This is a genomic window from Herbiconiux sp. 320_LB (assembly GCF_059691755.1).
In genome coordinates, this window is record NZ_JCAWAD010000005.1 from 318,334 (window position 1) to 334,512 (window position 16,179).

The 16,179-nt window shown below is 70.0% G+C and carries 21 protein-coding genes; 9 read left to right on the forward strand and 12 right to left on the reverse strand.

Annotated features, from left to right (window positions below):
* Nucleotides 1–30: 30 nt before the first annotated feature.
* Genes ccsB through AC59HU_RS15010 form a run of 5 tightly spaced genes read right to left on the reverse strand, consistent with a single transcriptional unit; the run spans nucleotide 31 to nucleotide 4,828 of the window.
* Nucleotides 31–1,080 carry a c-type cytochrome biogenesis protein CcsB gene (gene ccsB, locus AC59HU_RS14990; protein ID WP_497224220.1) on the reverse strand — a complete coding sequence of 350 codons (1,050 nt, stop codon included), beginning with the start codon at nucleotides 1,078–1,080 and terminating at the stop codon, nucleotides 31–33.
* A 9-nt stretch (nucleotides 1,081–1,089) separates the two neighbouring features.
* Complete coding sequence (gene resB, locus AC59HU_RS14995; RefSeq protein ID WP_497224221.1) at nucleotides 1,090–2,751, reverse strand: cytochrome c biogenesis protein ResB; 1,662 nt, start codon at nucleotides 2,749–2,751, stop codon at nucleotides 1,090–1,092.
* Nucleotides 2,735–3,517 (reverse strand): cytochrome c biogenesis CcdA family protein, encoded by a 783-nt coding sequence (locus tag AC59HU_RS15000; RefSeq protein WP_497224222.1) that lies wholly within the window; start codon nucleotides 3,515–3,517, stop codon nucleotides 2,735–2,737. Before AC59HU_RS15000 ends, resB begins: the two co-directional genes overlap by 17 nt.
* Before the next feature lie 4 nt (nucleotides 3,518–3,521).
* Complete coding sequence (locus AC59HU_RS15005) at nucleotides 3,522–4,163, reverse strand: TlpA family protein disulfide reductase (RefSeq protein WP_497224223.1); 642 nt, start codon at nucleotides 4,161–4,163, stop codon at nucleotides 3,522–3,524.
* On the reverse strand, nucleotides 4,160–4,828 hold the full coding sequence (locus AC59HU_RS15010; protein ID WP_497224224.1) for a histidine phosphatase family protein: 669 nt from the start codon (nucleotides 4,826–4,828) through the stop codon (nucleotides 4,160–4,162). Before AC59HU_RS15010 ends, AC59HU_RS15005 begins: the two co-directional genes overlap by 4 nt.
* Nucleotides 4,829–4,969: 141 nt before the next feature.
* On the opposite strand from AC59HU_RS15010, the gene AC59HU_RS15015 reads away from it, so the two are divergent.
* Both AC59HU_RS15015 and aspS read left to right on the forward strand, forming a co-directional pair.
* Entirely contained in the window at nucleotides 4,970–5,098 is a 129-nt protein-coding gene (locus AC59HU_RS15015) for a hypothetical protein (RefSeq protein ID WP_497224225.1), read from the forward strand.
* A 24-nt stretch (nucleotides 5,099–5,122) separates the two neighbouring features.
* The gene (aspS, locus tag AC59HU_RS15020; protein WP_497224226.1) at nucleotides 5,123–6,442 is read left to right on the forward strand and encodes an aspartate--tRNA(Asn) ligase; all 1,320 of its coding nucleotides are present in this window, start codon (nucleotides 5,123–5,125) and stop codon (nucleotides 6,440–6,442) included.
* A 16-nt stretch (nucleotides 6,443–6,458) separates the two neighbouring features.
* Here aspS and AC59HU_RS15025 read toward each other — a convergent pair whose 3' ends face one another.
* From AC59HU_RS15025 to AC59HU_RS15045, 5 genes are all read right to left on the reverse strand, one after another.
* Entirely contained in the window at nucleotides 6,459–6,752 is a 294-nt protein-coding gene (locus AC59HU_RS15025) for a glutaredoxin family protein (RefSeq protein WP_497224227.1), read from the reverse strand.
* Between the two features lie 20 nt (nucleotides 6,753–6,772).
* A complete protein-coding gene (locus AC59HU_RS15030; RefSeq protein ID WP_497224228.1) occupies nucleotides 6,773–7,078 on the reverse strand; it encodes a hypothetical protein in 306 nt (101 codons plus the stop codon).
* 75 nt (nucleotides 7,079–7,153) lie between these two features.
* Nucleotides 7,154–7,252 carry a 30S ribosomal protein bS22 gene (locus tag AC59HU_RS15035; RefSeq protein ID WP_003792170.1) on the reverse strand — a complete coding sequence of 33 codons (99 nt, stop codon included), beginning with the start codon at nucleotides 7,250–7,252 and terminating at the stop codon, nucleotides 7,154–7,156.
* A gap of 82 nt (nucleotides 7,253–7,334) precedes the next feature.
* Nucleotides 7,335–7,529 carry a helix-turn-helix domain-containing protein gene (locus AC59HU_RS15040; RefSeq protein WP_497224229.1) on the reverse strand — a complete coding sequence of 65 codons (195 nt, stop codon included), beginning with the start codon at nucleotides 7,527–7,529 and terminating at the stop codon, nucleotides 7,335–7,337.
* 42 nt (nucleotides 7,530–7,571) lie between these two features.
* On the reverse strand, nucleotides 7,572–8,033 hold the full coding sequence (locus tag AC59HU_RS15045) for an ArsR/SmtB family transcription factor (RefSeq protein ID WP_497224230.1): 462 nt from the start codon (nucleotides 8,031–8,033) through the stop codon (nucleotides 7,572–7,574).
* Nucleotides 8,034–8,208: 175 nt separating this feature from the next.
* On the opposite strand from AC59HU_RS15045, the gene AC59HU_RS15050 reads away from it, so the two are divergent.
* Nucleotides 8,209–9,702 carry a TrkH family potassium uptake protein gene (locus AC59HU_RS15050; protein WP_497224231.1) on the forward strand — a complete coding sequence of 498 codons (1,494 nt, stop codon included), beginning with the start codon at nucleotides 8,209–8,211 and terminating at the stop codon, nucleotides 9,700–9,702.
* Nucleotides 9,695–10,366 carry a potassium channel family protein gene (locus AC59HU_RS15055; RefSeq protein WP_497224232.1) on the forward strand — a complete coding sequence of 224 codons (672 nt, stop codon included), beginning with the start codon at nucleotides 9,695–9,697 and terminating at the stop codon, nucleotides 10,364–10,366. The genes AC59HU_RS15050 and AC59HU_RS15055 overlap by 8 nt, the downstream gene beginning before the upstream one ends.
* A 137-nt stretch (nucleotides 10,367–10,503) precedes the next feature.
* On the opposite strand, the gene proC is transcribed toward AC59HU_RS15055, so the two are convergent.
* Entirely contained in the window at nucleotides 10,504–11,355 is an 852-nt protein-coding gene (proC, locus tag AC59HU_RS15060) for a pyrroline-5-carboxylate reductase (RefSeq protein WP_497224233.1), read from the reverse strand.
* 62 nt (nucleotides 11,356–11,417) lie between these two features.
* Here proC and AC59HU_RS15065 point away from each other — a divergent pair, with 62 nt between their 5' ends.
* Nucleotides 11,418–12,380: a cation diffusion facilitator family transporter gene (locus AC59HU_RS15065; protein ID WP_497224234.1), complete on the forward strand. Its 963-nt coding sequence runs from the start codon at nucleotides 11,418–11,420 to the stop codon at nucleotides 12,378–12,380.
* A 4-nt stretch (nucleotides 12,381–12,384) separates the two neighbouring features.
* Entirely contained in the window at nucleotides 12,385–13,125 is a 741-nt protein-coding gene (locus AC59HU_RS15070) for a glutamine amidotransferase-related protein (protein WP_497224235.1), read from the forward strand.
* On the opposite strand, the gene tadA is transcribed toward AC59HU_RS15070, so the two are convergent.
* Complete coding sequence (gene tadA / locus AC59HU_RS15075; protein WP_497224236.1) at nucleotides 13,122–13,637, reverse strand: tRNA adenosine(34) deaminase TadA; 516 nt, start codon at nucleotides 13,635–13,637, stop codon at nucleotides 13,122–13,124. The two genes, AC59HU_RS15070 and tadA, sit on opposite strands and share 4 nt — an antisense overlap.
* Nucleotides 13,638–13,670: 33 nt before the next feature.
* Here tadA and upp point away from each other — a divergent pair, with 33 nt between their 5' ends.
* From upp to AC59HU_RS15090, 3 genes are all read left to right on the forward strand, one after another.
* The gene (upp, locus tag AC59HU_RS15080; RefSeq protein ID WP_497224237.1) at nucleotides 13,671–14,303 is read left to right on the forward strand and encodes a uracil phosphoribosyltransferase; all 633 of its coding nucleotides are present in this window, start codon (nucleotides 13,671–13,673) and stop codon (nucleotides 14,301–14,303) included.
* A 215-nt stretch (nucleotides 14,304–14,518) separates the two neighbouring features.
* On the forward strand, nucleotides 14,519–14,989 hold the full coding sequence (locus tag AC59HU_RS15085; RefSeq protein WP_497224238.1) for a hypothetical protein: 471 nt from the start codon (nucleotides 14,519–14,521) through the stop codon (nucleotides 14,987–14,989).
* Entirely contained in the window at nucleotides 14,986–16,155 is a 1,170-nt protein-coding gene (locus tag AC59HU_RS15090) for a zinc-dependent alcohol dehydrogenase (RefSeq protein ID WP_497224239.1), read from the forward strand. Before AC59HU_RS15085 ends, AC59HU_RS15090 begins: the two co-directional genes overlap by 4 nt.
* Nucleotides 16,156–16,179 lie beyond the last annotated feature (24 nt).

Genomic DNA, 16,179 nt, shown 5'->3' on the forward strand with positions numbered 1-16,179 from the left:
GCGCGACGCCAGGCCTACAGACCCAAAGGCCTACAGCCCCGAGTAAGCGTGCAGCCCCTTGAAGAACACGTTCACGACCCCGAAGTTGAACAGCACCGCCGCGAACCCGATGACCGCGAGCCATGCCGACCGCGACCCCCGCCAGCCGCGGGTCGCCCGGGCGTGGATGTACCCGGCGTAGATCACCCAGATGATGAAGGTCCAGACCTCCTTGGTGTCCCACCCCCAGTACCGGCCCCAGGCGCGCTCGGCCCAGATGGCGCCAGCGATGAGCGTGAAGGTCCAGAGCACGAAGCCCACGATGTTGACCCGGTAGGCGAGCCGCTCGAGGGTCTCGGCGTCCGGCAGCGTCTTGAGGAACCGCAGGCGCAGGGCCGACCCGATCCGCGACACGGCGTCGCCGCGGGTCTGCAGCAGCTGCAGCACCGACAGGGCCCCGCCGAGCGCGAAGAACGCGGTGCCGAGGATGGCGACGAGCACGTGGATGACGAGCCACGCCGACTGCAGCGCCGGCGGCAACGGGGCGACGGCCACGTAGTAGTTGACCGACGAGATGCCGAGCAGCACGAGCACGAGGCCGGTGACGAAGGTGCCGAGGAACCTCAGGTCCTGTCGCAGGAGCAGCAGGAGGAAGACCGCCACGATCAGCACGGTGCCGGTGATCGAGAACTCGTACATGTTGGCCCACGGCACCCGAGCGGCCGCGATGCCGCGGAGCACGACGCCGACGACCTGGATGACGAAGGCCAGGATCGTGAACGAGACGCCCAGGCGCAGCGCGATCGAGCGCTTGCCGTTCTCATCGCGCCCGTCGAGCGAGACCAGGTCGGGACGCTCGCCGCCCGCATCGCCCGGACCACCCGAACCGGCCGGGGCGGAATACGGCACGGGGGCCGAGGACGACCCCGAGCGGGGCGCCGCCCCCACGACCTCGGGAACCATCGCCTCGGCGGTGACGACCCGCTTGACCGTCGAGGAGCGCCGCGCGAGATCGAGCGCGAACGACACGAACGCCATGGCGTACACGGCCATGGCCGAGTAGATGAGGATGATCGAGATCTCGTCGAGGGTTTGCGTCACGGGTAGAGCCTAAACCTTGGTGTCGAGGGCGGCGGAGGAGGAGTCGAAATCGGCGGAATGCCGCGTGGCCAGCGTGGAGACGGCATCCACCAGCCGGGGGTCGTCGCCGCGGGCCAGGCCCGCGTACTCGACGTGGATCGTGCCGTCGGCGCGCTCGGTCGCCTTGACCCAGAGCCGGCGGCGCGGGATGAACAGCGAGGTGAGCAGACCGCCCAGCACGAGGATGGAGAACAGCAGCATCCAGCCCTGGGTCGCGTCGTGGTGCACGTCGAACGAGGCGAAGCGCTTCACGCCGTCGAGGGTCACCGTGCCGAGTCCGTTCGGCAGGTCGGCCGTCTCGCCGGGCTTCAGCTCGACCGAGTCGACGCCCGTGGCCCCGCCGGTGAGCTGGGTCATGCCGTCGGTGTCGAGCGAGTAGACCGAGGTCGGCACGCCCGCGTCGAGCCCGAGGTCGCCGTCGTAGACGTTGAGGGTGAGCACCGGGTACTGCAGGTCGGGGAACGACGAGTAGAACGAACCCGACGACGAGACCGCCTGGGTGGGGTAGAAGAACCCGATCATCCCGACCTGGGCGGGCAGGCCGTCCGGCACCTTCACCACGCCGAGCGAGGTGAGCGAGGCGTCCTGCGGCAGGAAGGGCACCGAGTCAGTGAAGACGACGTCACCGGCCGGGTTCCGCACGGTGATGGTCGGCGCGTAGCCGTTGCCGAGCAGGTAGACGTTGGTGCCGCCGATGTCCAGCGGCCCGTTGACCGTGATGTCGTTCTGCGCGGTCGTGCCGTCGGCATCCGTCGTCGTCACCGCGGCGTTGTAGTCCAGCGGCTGGCCGAAGGCCTTGAGCGACTGCGTCTCGTAGGTGGCCGAGAACGAGTCGAGGGTGATCGAGTAGGGCGAGAGCTGCGAGTCGCTGAAGAACCGGCCGGGGCTGAAGGAGTCGTAGGCGAGCAGGGTGTTGACGAAGGTCTGCCCCTCGACGACGACGCGCTGGCCCGTGTAGCCGAAGCCCCCGCCGATCCCGACGGTGAGCAGGATGCCGACGAGCGCCGAGTGGAACACCAGGTTGCCGGTCTCACGCAGGTAGCCACGCTCGGCCGAGACCGACACGGTCTCGCGGCCGGTCCTGGCGTCGACCCCGCTGAATACGACGGTGCGGTAGCGCTGCTTCTTCAGCAGCACGCGGGCGTCGTCGACGACCGCGGCCGCGGTGGTCGTGCCGCCGGAGAGGTCGCGGGTCGTGAAACCGGCGAGCCGCGAGAGCCGGGCCGGGGTGCGCGGCGGCTTGGCCCGCAGCGCGTCGAAGTGGTGCTTGGTGCGCGGGATCACGCAGCCGATCAGCGAGATGAACAGCAGCAGGTAGATCGACGAGAACCAGACCGAGGTGTAGACGTCGAAGGCCTGCACCTTGTCGAGCACCGGCGCGAGGTCGGGGTTGTCGACGAAGTACTGGGTGACGCCGTTCGGGTCGGCGGCCCGCTGCGGCACGAGCGAACCCGGAACCGCCGCCAAGGCGAGCAGCAGCAGCAGGAACAGCGCCGTGCGCATGCTGGTGAGCTGACGCCAGAACCAGCGCAGCCAGCCCACGGGGCCGAGCTTGGGCAGGGTGACGTCGTCGCTGCCGGGCGCCGGAGCGGGAGCCGCGGTCGACTCGTAGTGATCAGATGGGCGAGACAAAGCCGTTGATCACCGCCTGCATCTGGTAGATCCAGATCGACCAGAGTCCGGTGACCATCAGGATGCCGATGGCCACGAGCAGCGCACCGCCGACGATGTTGATGGTGCGGATGTGGCGCTTGAGGAAGCGCACCGACCCGGTGACCCAGTTGAGCCCCAGCGCCACCAGCAGGAACGGCACGCCGAGCCCGATGCAGTAGAACAGGCCGAGCAGCACGCCGCTCCAGGCCGAACCGCTGGTCAGCGACAGCACCTGGATCGCGCCGAGGGTCGGCCCGATGCACGGGGTCCAGCCGAGGCCGAACACGATGCCGAGGATGGGGGCGCCGGCGAGCCCGGTCGCGGGCCGCCAGGAGGGCTTGAAGGTGCGCTGCAGGAAGCTGAACTGGCCGATGAAGACCAGCCCCAGCGCGATGACCACGACACCCATGACCCGGGTGATCCAGTCCTGCCAGACCAGCAGCCAGGTGCCGAGGGCGCCGAACGCCGCCGAGTAGGCCAGGAAGATGACCGAGAAGCCCAGGATGAACAGGGCGATGCCGAGCAGCATCCGCCGCCGGGCCGCCTTCTTCGCGCGCACCGCCGCGGGCGCCGAGTCGTCGGCCTCCGTGCCCACGCCCGCGATGCCGCCCACGTACGCGAGGTAGCCGGGCACGAGCGGCAGCACGCAGGGCGAGGCGAACGAGACGAGCCCGGCCAGCAGCGCGATCGGGATCGCGAGCAGCAGCTGGCCGCTCAGCACCACCTCGGCGAAGGGGTTGCCCACCGGGTCAGCCGGCCGTCGGGGTCGGGGCGGGCGCGGTGGCGCCGGAGCCCGCCTCGCCTCCCGGCAGGTTCGACTTGATCAGCGTCTCGAGGATCGACGGGTCGCTGACCCGGCCCAGGATGCGCGCCGCGACGCGCCCCTCGGGGTCCAGCACCAGCGTGGTCGGCACCGCGTTCGGCGCCACCGTGCCGGCGAAGGCGTACTGCATGGCTCCGTCGGTGTCGATGATCGAGGGGTAGCTGATGCCGTAGGTCTCGGAGAACGAGGTGGCCGTGGCGGCCTGGTCGCGCACGTTGACGCCGAGGAACTCCGCGCCCTTGCCCGCGAACTCGCCGTTCAGCTTCTCGAGGTCGGGAGCCTCGGCGCGGCAGGGCGCGCAGCCGGCGTACCAGAAGTTGAGCACCAGCACCTGGCCGGCGTAGTCGGCGGAGGAGACGGTGTCGCCCTTCTCGTCCGTGCCGGTGAACGAGACGGGCTCGCCGCGATCGGGCACCTTGACCTCGGTGACCGTTCCGTCGCCGGAGATGTAGCCCTTGTTGCTGCCGTCGAGGTACTGCTGTGCGAGCGGGTCGGCGGTGCAGCCCGCGAGCGCGAGCGCCGTCGCGGCCAGGGTCGCGGCCAGAGCGATGCGGAGTCGGGACCTCATACGGCTCCCACGTCGAGGGCAGAGGCGGCCAGCGGCGCGGCCGGGTCGCTGTAGCCGACCTCGACGAACCGCCCGTCGCGACGCTCGAAGGTCGTGATGCTGGAGAGTGCGCAGCGGCGCTTCCGCGGGTCGTGCGCGAGACGCTCGCCGACGACCGTGCGGTGCGCCATCCAGATCGGGAGCTGGTGGCTGACCATCACGACGTCGCCGTCGACGCCGCCCTCGGCGGCCATGGTCGCGGCCGCGGCGTACGCGTCCGTCATCGCGGCGAGCATCCGGGCCGAGATGCTGGTGAAGGCCTCGCCCCAGGCGGGCCGCCACGGGTTGTAGAGGAAGCGCCACATCCGCGGGTCGCGGAGCGCACCGCCCGGGCCCTTCATCCGCCGACCCTCGAAGGCGTTCGTCGGCTCGATGATCCTGTCCTCGATGCTCGGCACGAGACCGAGGCCGGCGGCGATCGGCTCGCCGGATTCGCGGGCACGCTGCAGCGGCGACGTGTAAAGGGCGGCGACCGTGCGGTCGCGGGCCATCAGGTCGTCGGCCGCGGCCGACGCCATCCGCTTGCCGAGGTCGGAGAGACCGAAGTGCGGGAGTCGCCCGTAGAGCACTTCGTCGGGGTTGTAGACCTCACCGTGACGGACGAGGTGGAGTTGGCGGGCAGGCACGGAATCAAGTGTACGAGCGGGATTGCCGTGTATCCGCCGAGAGGGCCTGAATCGTGAAGGCGAGCTACACCAGGGGTGTAGAACTCTGCACTTGTGCTGAACAGTCGTGACGGCTGGAATAGAGGACAGAAAGGCTTACCCATGACCCTCATCACCCTCTCCGCATTCGCCCTCGTCTCCCTCGCCGGCGTCGTCGCCACGGTTCGCGCCGTGCGCACCGACGGCTACCGCCGCATCCCCACCCGCACGGTTCCCGCCCGCCGCGCCTGATCGGCGCGGGTAGACTCCTCTACCGTGACCGAACAGAGCCCCCGCACCCTCGTCAAGAACCTCGCCGCCCTCGAAGACGGCCCCGTCACCGTCTCCGGATGGGTCGACACGGTTCGCGATCAGAAGAAGGTGCAGTTCGTCGTGCTGCGCGACGAGTCAGGGGCGGTGCAGCTGGTGAACCCGCGCACCGAGGAGACCGAGGCCGTCGCCGAGACCATCTCCGGTCTCGCGCAGGGCTCCTTCATCACGGTGACCGGTGAGCTCAAGCACGACGAGCGCGTGAAGCTCGGCGGCATCGAGGTCAAGCTCGCGACGCTCGAGGTCGAGACCGCCGCCATTCCGGAGACGCCCATCGCGGCCGACTCCGGCATCGACAAGCGGATGGACTGGCGCTTCCTCGACCTGCGCCGCCCGGAGATGAACCTCGTCTTCCGCGTGCAGACCACGCTCGAGCACGCCTGGCGCACCTACTGGGTCGAGCACGACTTCATCGAGATCCACACCCCGAAGCTGATGGCCTCGGCGAGCGAGTCGCGCGCCGAGCTGTTCGAGGTGGAGTACTTCGACACGAAGGCCTATCTCTCGCAGAGCCCGCAGTTCTTCAAGCAGATGGCGCAGCCCGCGGGCTTCGGCAAGGTCTTCGAGGTCGGCCCGGCGTTCCGCGCCGACCCGAGCTTCACCAGCCGTCACGCCACCGAGTTCACCAGCGTCGACGCCGAGATCTCCTGGATTGACTCGCACGAAGACGTCATGCAGCTGCACGAAGAGCTCATGGTCGCCGGCATCACCGCGGTGAAGGAGAAGCACGGCGAGGAGATCAAGGCGCTCTTCGACGTCGACATCGAGATCCCCACCCAGCCCTTCCCGCGCATCCCGCTCGCCGAGGCGAAGCGGATCGTCGCCGAGCGCGGCTACGTCGTGCCCCGCGAGGACGACGACATGGACCCGGAGGGCGAGCGCCAGATCGCCGCCTACGTCAAGGAGACGTTCGGGCACGACTTCGTCTTCCTCACCGACTACGCCTCGAGCATCCGGCCGTTCTACCACATGCGGAACGCCGCCGACGAGACGATCACGAACAGCTACGACCTGGTCTACAACGGTGTCGAGATCTCCACCGGCGCCCAGCGCGAGCACCGCGTCGACGTGCTGATCGAGCAGGCGAAGGAGAAGGGGCTCGACCCCGAGGAGCTGGAGTTCTACCTCGACTTCTTCCGCTACGGCGTGCCGCCGCACGGCGGATTCGGCATGGGGCTCTCGCGCGTGCTGATGCTCATGCTGCACCAGACGAACCTGCGCGAAGTGGTCTACCTCTTCCGCGGACCGACCCGCCTGACCCCGTAGGGCAGACCTCGGCAGGTCAGACCTCGCGGCCGGCGGCCTCCACCAGGGCCGTGCGCAGCCGTGCCGGGTCGACCCGCCAGATCGTGTGCACGCGGCCGTGGATCATCACGACCGGGATCTCCTCGGCGAACTCGTCGCGGAGGGCCGGGTTGTCCAGGATGGACAGCTCGGTCACGACGACGTCGACATCCGGCACCGAGCTGTCGGCGGCCAGATCGTCGAGCACCCCGCGCACGGCGTCGCGCGCCTCGTCACAGAGGTGGCAGCCCGGCTTCCCGATGAGGGTGAGGGGGATGGGATCGGTGGACACGCCACCAGCCTAGCGAGCCCTCACAGCACGAAGTCGGGCTTCACCGTCCACGCCGTCGACTCCTCGAGGGCGCCGAGCAGGCCCAGCGCGCTCAGCTTCGCGTGGTCGTCGCTCGTCGTCGAGTAGACGTCGAGCGCCAGGGGCGGCGGTTCGCCGAACTTCGGGATCTCGATCTCGACGGTGGCCCCGGATTCGAGGCGGATGAACGGACGCATCGTTCCCGAACCCTCCACCGGGCGGTCGACGGCGAGCGCCACGATCGCGAGCGCGTCGAGCTTGGTGACGGCGTCTCGCACGATCAGGGTCGCGCAGAACAGGGGCGTCATGAACGGAGATTAACAGCAAAAAGCGCCAGGACACATCCTGGCGCTCTGCTCGCAGCGCGAGACCGGAGTCTCGGACTACTTCTTGTTGCGACGCTGGTGGCGAGTCTTGCGAAGCAGCTTGCGGTGCTTCTTCTTCGCCATGCGCTTGCGACGCTTCTTGATAACGGAACCCACGAATACCTCACACGTGATTGGGAAGACCGCGCCGATGCGGCGGTCAGGAGCAAAGAGCCTCGGAGAAGTGTAGCAGCCCAGGCTAGGCCGAATCGGCGATGTGCCGATCGACCGCCTCGGCGACCGCCGACTCCGGCACCCGGAACGAGCGCCCGAAGCGGATCGCGGGCAGATCGCCCGCGTGCACCAGCCGGTACACGGTCATCTTCGAGACACGCATCATCTCGGCCACCTCGGCGACGGTGAGAAAGCGCACGTCACTCAGATCGGCAGCCATGGCGAAACTATAGGGCTTCCTGGGCGAAAGCGGCAAGAATGCTCAGCGCCGGAGCTTGGACACCAGGTCGTCGGCCACCGACTTCACCGCGTGCGAGGTCGCGGCCGCCCGGCGACCCACGTTCTGGCCGAAGGTCGCGGCCGCCGACTTGACCGCATCCGAGGCGTTGTCCCAGAGCGCGTCCTCCTCGGCGGTGTCGAAGTCGGCCGAGAGGAACGGGATGATCCAGTCCTCCACGTCCTCCAACGGCGAGACGTCGATCTTGTAGTAGCGGTGTTGGCCCTCCTCGCGGACGGCCACCAGCCCCGCGTCCCGCAGCACCTTGAGGTGCTTGGAGACCGTCGGCTGGCTCAGCTCGAGCTGGGCGACCAGCTCCGAGACGCTGAACTCGCCCTCCCCCGCTCCGGAGGCACTCGCCGGGTCGGCCGACACGTAGCGATCCAGCAGCAGGGAGAGCAACTGACGCCGGGTGGGGTCGGCGATCACGGAGAAGATGTCGGCCATGGGACCAGGCTAGCGGTGCGCCCCCGCATCCGCGCCACCGATCCGCGCCGCCCATGCGGCACCGATCCGCGCGAACGCCGAGCCCACCGATCCGCGCCGCCCCCGGTAGCATTGCGATCGTTCGCCGGGTGACCCGCCGGATGCACCCCGAACACCCGCGAAGCTAGGACTAGGGATGAGCGTGCGAGGCACCGTAGCGAGTCGCAACCCCCTGCGTCGCAGCGCCTCCGTCTTCGGCAAGATCCGGGAGGCCGTGCGCGAGACCTCCGAGCACTCCCCCTCGCGCTTCGCCATCCTGATCTTCGCCGGACTCGTGCTGCTGTTCACGGTGCTGTTCTCCCTCCCCGTCTCCAGCGCGAGCGGCACCGCGACGAGCCTGGCCGATTCCCTCTTCACCGCCGTCTCGGTCATCTGCGTCACCGGCCTCTCCACGGTCGACATGGCCACGCACTGGTCGGTGTTCGGCCACGTGCTGATCTACTTCGGCGTGCAGATCGGCGCGCTCGGCGTCCTGACCCTGGCGAGCATCCTGGGCCTGGTGATCTCGCGGAGACTCGGACTGCGCGCCCGCCTGATCGCCGCGAGCGACACCAACCCGCTCCGGATGCACCACGGCCCGGTCGCGGAGGGCCAGGCCGTGCGCCTCGGCGAGATCGGCTCGCTGCTGGCGACGGTCGCGATCAGCGTCGTGGTGATCGAAGCCGTGCTGGCCGCGCTGCTGCTGCCCCGGATGCTGCTGGATGGCATCCCGATCGGCGACGCAGTCTGGTACAGCCTCTACTACTCGGCCATGGCCTTCACGAACACCGGCTTCTCCCCGAACGCCGAGGGGCTCGCGCCCTTCGCGAACGACTACTTCTTCCTCGGCGTGCTGATGGTCGGGGTGTTCCTCGGGAGCATCGGCTTCCCGGTGATCTACACGCTGTCCCGGAGCCTCGGGGCGTGGCGGCTGCGGAAGCGGCGCGGCCACCCGCGCGGCACGGCGGGCCGGGTGCGCTGGTCGGTGCACGTCAAGCTCACCCTCGTCACCAGCCTCCTGCTCATCGTGGTCGGCGCCGTGCTCTACATCGTGCTGGAGTTCGACAACCCCGAGACCTTCGGCGGGCTGAACGCGGGCGACACGGTGTTCCAGAGCTTCTTCCTCTCGGTGATGACGCGATCGGGCGGCTTCTCGACCATCTCGATCCCCGATCTCAACGGCTCGAGCCTGCTGGTGACCGACATGCTGATGTTCATCGGCGGCGGCTCGGCGTCGACGGCGGGCGGCATCAAGGTGACGACGCTCGCCGTGCTCTTCCTCGCCGCGTTCGCCGAGGCGCGGGGCGTGCAGGACATGGAGGCGTTCGGCCGCCGCATCCCGAGCGACGTGCTGCGACTGGGGGTGAGCGTGGTGCTCTGGGGCGCGACGACCGTCGCCGTGTCGAGCATCCTCATCCTGCAGATCTCGAAGGCGCCGCTGGACTTCGTGCTCTTCGACGTGATCTCGGCGTTCGCGACCTCGGGCCTGACGACGGGGCTGACCGCGTCGCTGCCGGACGCCGGGGTCTACGTGCTCGCAGCCACCATGTTCATGGGCCGCGTTGGTACAGTGACACTCGCCGCCGCCCTCGCCGCGAGCCAGAGGCAGCAGCTCTACAAGCGCCCGGAAGAGAGGCCCATCGTTGGTTGACCGGATCAAACACGACGCCCCGGTGCTGGTGATCGGCCTCGGCCGCTTCGGCGCCGCCACCGCGGGCGAGCTCGACCGCCTGGGCCGGGAGGTGCTCGCGATCGACGAGGACGAGCGCCTGGTGCAGAAGTGGTCCGAGCGGGTCACGCACACCGTGCAGGCCGATGCGAAGAACGTCGAGGCGCTGCGGCAGATCGGCGCCTCGGAGTTCCAGATCGCGGTCGTCGCGGTCGGCTCGTCGATCGAGGCCTCGGTGCTGATCACCGCGAACCTCGTCGACCTCAAGGTGCCGCAGATCTGGGCGAAGGCGATTTCGCGCTCGCACGGCAAGATCCTCGAGCGCATCGGCGCGAACCACGTGATCTACCCCGAGGCCGAGGCCGGCGAACGCGTCGCGCACCTGGTGTCGGGCCGGATGCTCGACTTCATCGAGTTCGACGACGACTTCGCGCTGGTGAAGATGTACCCGCCCAAGCCGATCCGCGGCCTCAACCTCACCGAGTCGGGCGTGCGCTCGAAGTACCACGTGACGGTGGTGGGGGTGAAGAGCCCGGGAAAACCCTTCACCTACGCGACCGAGTCGACCGTGGTCTCGAACCACGACCTGATCATCGTCTCGGGCAACTCGTCGGATATAGAGACGTTCGCCGCGCTAGGAAATTGAGTTAGCTGCCGGGAGCGCCGTGCTGCGCGCGGCGTTCCCGGGTCGCACCGGTCCCCGCCCGGCGCGACGCGACATGTTCGCGTGCGGTCGCTGGCGCGGCCGCGCGCTCACCCTGGGTCGTCGGGTACGGCCTGCAGCTAGCCGCGGGCCAGTTCTCTTGCGCGGGCGAGGGCTGCGTCGGTGGCTCGGGTGAAGAGGGCGGGGAGGTCGGCCGACTGGAGGACGGCGATCGCCTGCTCGGTGGTGCCCTTGGGGCTCGTGACCTTGATGCGGAGGTCGGTGGGGGTCTCCCCCGAGGCCACGAGCAGCTCGGAGGCGCCCGCGAAGGTGCCGTTCACCAGCACCGCCGCCTGCTCCGGGGTGAAGCCCTCCTCGACGGCCGCCGCGGTGAGCGCCTCGATCAAGAGGAACACGTAGGCCGGCCCCGACCCCGAGATCGTGCTCAGCGCATCCAATTGTTCCTCGGGCACCTCGACGACCGTGCCGACGGTCTCGAACAGCGAGCGCACGAGGGCGAGCTCGACCTCGGTCGAGCGGGTTCCTGCCGAGAGCCCCGTCACCGCCCGGCCCACCACGGCCGGGGTGTTCGGCATCGACCGCAGCACCGAGACGGTCGAGGGCAGGTGCGCCTCGAAGGTCGCGACGGTGACACCAGCGGCCACGCTCACCACGACCGTGCCGGGCTCGAGCGCCGAGGCGATCTCGTCGAGCAGGTCGGGCACCATCGCGGGCTTCACCGCGATCAGCACGATGCCCGCGCCGGCCACCGCGCGGCGGTTGGCCTCGGGGTCGTCCTCCGTGGCGAAGGCCGTGACGCCCTCGGTGCCGGCGAACTCCGCCGCCTTGGCCGCGCTGCGGTTGGTCACCCGGATGCCGCCCTCGACCTCGACGCCCGGCGCGAGCAGGCCGCTCAGGATGGCCCGCCCCATCGATCCGGCGCCGAGCAGGGCGATCGGGGGGAGGCTGGTGGTCGAGTCCGCGTCGGTCATCGCTCCATCCTAGGATTGGCGGCAGGACGAAGCCGGAACGCCAGCGAGGAAGAGGACAGCACGTGAGCACATCAGGCGGAACCCGGGCGATCATCGCGGCGCTGCTCGCGAATGTCGGGATCGCCATCGCCAAGTTCATCGCGTTCTTCATCTCCGGCTCGTCCTCGATGCTCGCCGAGGGCGTGCACTCGCTCGCCGACTCCGGCAACCAGCTGCTGCTCCTGCTCGGCGGCCGCAAGTCGCGCAAGCAGGCCGACAAGGAGCATCCCTTCGGCTACGGCCGCGAGCGCTACGTCTACGCCTTCGTCGTCTCGATCATCCTGTTCTCGGTCGGTGGCGTCTTCGCGATCTACGAGGGCATCGAGAAGCTGGCCCATCCGCACCCGATCGAGTCGCCGTGGATCCCGCTCGCCGTGCTCGTGATCGCGATGGCGCTCGAGGGCTTCTCCCTCCGCACCGCGATCAAGGAGAGCAACCACACCCGCGGAAAGCAGACCTGGGTGCAGTACGTGCGCCGCGCGAAGGCCCCCGAGCTGCCCGTGGTGCTGCTGGAGGACACGGCGGCCCTGACCGGCCTCCTCTTCGCCTTCGTCGGCGTCGGCCTCTCGGTGATCACGGGCAACGGCGTCTGGGACGGCATCGGCACCCTCTTCATCGGCTCGCTGCTCGTGCTGGTCGCGATCATCCTCGGCATCGAGACCAAGAGCCTCCTGGTCGGTGAGGGGGCGACGGATGCGGACCACGCGAAGATCGTCGCCGCGATCGAGTCGACCCCCAAGGTCGACCGCCTCATCCACATCAAGACCCTCTACCTCGGCCCCGACGAGCTGCTGGTCGGCGCGAAGATCGCCCTGGCGCCGGACTCGGCGCTGCGCGACGTGGCCGACACCATCAACGACGTCGAGGTGAAAATCCGCGAGGCCGTGCCGATCGCGCGGGTGATCTACCTCGAGCCGGACGTCTACCTGCCTCCGCTCGACGTGGAGACGAACACCTCGGCCATCGTGATCAAGAGCGCGGACTGACCGGATGACGCGACGCGTCGTCGTCATCCGCCACGAGAGCGCGGTCGGCCTCGGCAACTTCGAGCCCGTCTTCGAGGAGCGGGGCTGGGAGGTCACGGTCATCGACGCCCGCGACCCGGAGTTCGGCGCCGCGCTCGCGGCGAGCGCCGCCGCCGACCTGCTGCTCGTGCTCGGGTCGACGGCCGGTGTCTACGAGGATCACGCGTTCATCCCGGTCGAGCTCGCGGCGCTCCGCGAACGCCTCGCCCGTCGGCGACCCACCCTCGGCGTCTGCTTCGGCGCCCAGGCGATCGCGGCCGCGCTCGGCGAGGAGGTGCGGCCGGGCGGCCTGGTCGAGATCGGCTACCGCGAGGTGAGCCCGACCGCGGCGGGCCTGACGTCGCCGGTGCGGCACTTCTCCGGCGTCCCGGCCGCCGAGTGGCACGGCGACACCTTCACGCTGCCGCCGGCCACCACCCGGCTCGCGAGCTCGGCCGCGTACGAGAACGAGGCGTTCGGGATCGGGAACTGGCTGCTGGCCGTGCAGTTCCATCCCGAGCTCACGGATGCGATGCACGAGGGCTGGCTCGTCGGCGACAGCGAGTACGTCGCCGCGGCCGGCTACGACCCCGAGTCGCTGCGGCGCGAGCGGGAGCGGTACGAACACGGGATGCAGGAGGCCTCGCGGCGGATGCTCGCCGAGTACCTCGACGGGATCGCGGAGGGCTCGGAAGACCCGGACGCCGTCAAGGCCGCCGGACGCTAAAGGCGCTCGGGCCCCTGGCCTGCGTCCCGCACCCGGTCCGGATCCCGGAAGAAGTCGGTCAGCAGCTCCCCCGCCGCGTCGGCCTGCACCCCCGCGACGACCTCGACCCGGTGGTTCAGCCGCCGGTCGCGCAGCACGTCGTAGACCGATCCGGCCGCGCCCGCCTTCTCGTCCCACGCGCCGAAGACCACCCGCGGGATGCGGGCGGCGAGGATCGCGCCGGCGCACATCACGCACGGCTCGAGCGTGACCACGAGGGTCGCGCCGGTCAGGTGCCAGTCGTCGAGGGCGGCCGCGGCCTCGCGGATCGCGACGACCTCCGCGTGGGCGGTGGGATCGTGGCGCTCCTCACGGCGGTTGCGACCGATCCCGATCACGACCCCCGCGTCGTCGAGCACCAGGGCGCCGACGGGCACGTCACCGGTCGCACGGGCCGCGCGGGCCTCGGCGAGCGCACCGCGCATCCACTCGTCGAGCACGGCCGCGGCCGGAAGCGGTCGGATCGGCCCCATGAGCTGCCCTCCCGAGTCCAGTAGATTGACCGTATGCGAGTTCACGTTGCCGATCACCCGCTCATCACCCACAAGCTGACGGTTCTGCGGGATCGGACGACCCCGTCGCCGACCTTCCGCGCCCTGGCCGAAGAGCTCGTGACCCTTCTAGCCTACGAGGCGACGCGGAACGTGCGCGTGCAGCCCGTCACCATCCAGACCCCGGTCGCCGAGACGACGGGTGTGGCGATCAGCGAACCGCGGCCGCTCGTGGTGCCGATCCTCCGCGCCGGGCTCGGGATGCTCGACGGCATGGTCAAGCTCGTGCCCTCCGCCGAGGTCGGCTTCCTCGGCATGGTGCGCAACGAGGAGACCCTCGAGCCCACCACCTACGCCGAGCGTCTGCCGGACGACCTCAGCGACCGGCAGTGCTTCGTGCTCGACCCGATGCTCGCCACCGGCGGCTCGCTGTCGGCCGCGATCGAGTTCCTCTTCAAGCGCGGGGCGCAGGACGTGACGGCGATCTGCCTGCTCGGCGCCCCCGAAGGCGTGGCGGCGCTCGAGAAGGCGGTCGACGGTCGCGACGTGACCCTCGTGCTCGGGGCGCTGGACGAGCGACTGAACGAGAAGGGCTACATCGTGCCCGGTCTCGGCGACGCCGGCGACCGGCTCTACGGCACGGTCTGACCCGTCGGGGTTCTGCCCCGCTGAACCGCTGAGCGGCTGTCCTGCAGAGCGGCTGAACTGCTGAATAGCTGAACTGCCCAGCGGCAGAACGGCCGGTCCGACCGGTCGGCCGGCGCCGGGCTCCGCCGCGCGCCCCCGCGATCCGTCGGATACGCCGCTCCGGGCGCGGCGTCAACCCCCGTGCCGCCCGGCACGAACCACCGCACGCTCGACCCATGAGCAAGAAGAGTGTGTTCACGATCGCCGCCGTGGCGGCTGCCGCGGTCGCCGCGGCAGCGACAGCCCGCCGACTCCTGAAGAGCGGACCGGACCAGCAGACCGACGGCGGCCCCGACCGCTGGCGCGTGGTCACCATCGCGGCCGACCCCGAGCGGATCGCCCCCGAGGGCCGCCTTCCGGCGCCGCTCGCCGACCTCCACGACCTGGTCGAGGTTCGCTTCGAGCCGGCCCCGGGCGATCGCGGCACCGAGCTCGCGGCCCGGCCCCGTGACGCCGCCGCGCATCCTGACGACCGGAGAGACCTGGCCCGGATGATCCGGCGCGCCCTCCGCGAGTCGAAGCAGCTCGTCGAAGTGGGCGAGTTGGCCACGAACGAGCCGCAGCCCGAAGGTCATCGCCCTGCCACCCCGGCCGGGTTCGTGGTCGACACCCTCTCCCGCCGTTCCCCCGAAGAAGGAGTGCTGTGAAAGCCCTGTGCTGGACCGGAATCAACAAGCTGCAGGTCGAAGACGTCGACGAGCCCGGAATCCTCGAACCGGGCGACGCCATCGTGCGGGTCACCCTGTCCACCTCGTGCGGCCCCGACCTCCATCTGCTCGGCGGGTACGTGCCCGGGATGCGCGCCGGCGACGTGCTCGGCCACGAGTTCATGGGCGAGATCGTCGCCGTCGGCCCGGGCGTGCAGAAGCGCTCGGTCGGCGAACGGGTGGTCGTCTGCTCCTTCATGAGCTGCGGCGAATGCTGGTACTGCCGGAACGGTCTCACCTCGCTCTGCGACAACACCAACCCGCACCCCGGTCTCGGCGAGGGGCTGTTCGGCGCATCGACGGGCGGATGCTTCGGTTACAGCCAGATCACCGGCGGCTACGCCGGCAGTCACGCCGAGTACGTGCGGGTGCCGCACGTCGATACGGGCGCCTTCCCGATCCCGGACGGTGTCGGCGACGAGCAGGCCGTCTTCGCCTCGGACGCCGTGCCCACCGGCTGGATGGGCGCAGACCTCGGCGGAGTCAAGCCGGGCGACGTCGTGGCCGTCTGGGGTGCCGGCGGCGTGGGCCAGATGGCCGCCCGCGCGAGCATGCTGCTCGGCGCCGAGAAGGTGATCGTGATCGACCGGCTGCCCGAGCGCCTCGAGCAGGCCCGCTCGATCATCGGCGCCGACACCCTCGACTACTCCCAGACCGAGGTGATGGCCGAGCTGCGGGAGCGCACCGGCGGCCGCGGCCCCGACGTGAGCATCGAGGCGGTCGGGATGGAGGCGCACAGCGAGCGCCCCGACTACCTCTACGACCGGGTGAAGACCGCGCTGAAGCTCGAGACCGACCGTCCGACCGCCGTGCGGGAGGCGATCATGGCCACCCGGAAGGGCGGCAGCGTCTTCGTGCTCGGTGTCTTCGGCGGGCTGGTCGACAAGTTCCCGCTCGGCGCGGTGATGAACAAGGGGCTGACCCTCCGGTCGGCGCAGCAGCACGGGCACCGCTACATCCCGATGCTGCTCGAGCGGATCGCGGCCGGCGAGATCCCGACCGAGCACCTCGCCACACACGTGATGCCCCTGGCGGATGCGCCGAAAGGGTACGAGATGTTCAAGACGAAGGAGGACGGCTGCGTGCGCGCGGTCTTCCGGCCCTGAGCGGAGCCGGCGTCGGGACGGCCT

Bases quoted from the DNA above. Each gene is read 5' to 3' on its own strand.
- tadA (WP_497224236.1), bottom strand. From the start codon at position 13,637: ATGGGGCCGATCCGACCGCTTCCGGCCGCGGCCGTGCTCGACGAGTGG.
- AC59HU_RS15070 (WP_497224235.1), top strand. From the start codon at position 12,385: ATGACGCGACGCGTCGTCGTCATCCGCCACGAGAGCGCGGTCGGCCTC.
- AC59HU_RS15015 (WP_497224225.1), top strand. From the start codon at position 4,970: ATGACCCTCATCACCCTCTCCGCATTCGCCCTCGTCTCCCTCGCCGGC.
- AC59HU_RS15050 (WP_497224231.1), top strand. From the start codon at position 8,209: ATGAGCGTGCGAGGCACCGTAGCGAGTCGCAACCCCCTGCGTCGCAGC.
- AC59HU_RS15045 (WP_497224230.1), bottom strand. From the start codon at position 8,033: ATGGCCGACATCTTCTCCGTGATCGCCGACCCCACCCGGCGTCAGTTG.
- upp (WP_497224237.1), top strand. From the start codon at position 13,671: ATGCGAGTTCACGTTGCCGATCACCCGCTCATCACCCACAAGCTGACG.
- AC59HU_RS15030 (WP_497224228.1), bottom strand. From the start codon at position 7,078: ATGACGCCCCTGTTCTGCGCGACCCTGATCGTGCGAGACGCCGTCACC.
- AC59HU_RS15085 (WP_497224238.1), top strand. From the start codon at position 14,519: ATGAGCAAGAAGAGTGTGTTCACGATCGCCGCCGTGGCGGCTGCCGCG.
- proC (WP_497224233.1), bottom strand. From the start codon at position 11,355: ATGACCGACGCGGACTCGACCACCAGCCTCCCCCCGATCGCCCTGCTC.
- AC59HU_RS15005 (WP_497224223.1), bottom strand. From the start codon at position 4,163: ATGAGGTCCCGACTCCGCATCGCTCTGGCCGCGACCCTGGCCGCGACG.
- AC59HU_RS15040 (WP_497224229.1), bottom strand. From the start codon at position 7,529: ATGGCTGCCGATCTGAGTGACGTGCGCTTTCTCACCGTCGCCGAGGTG.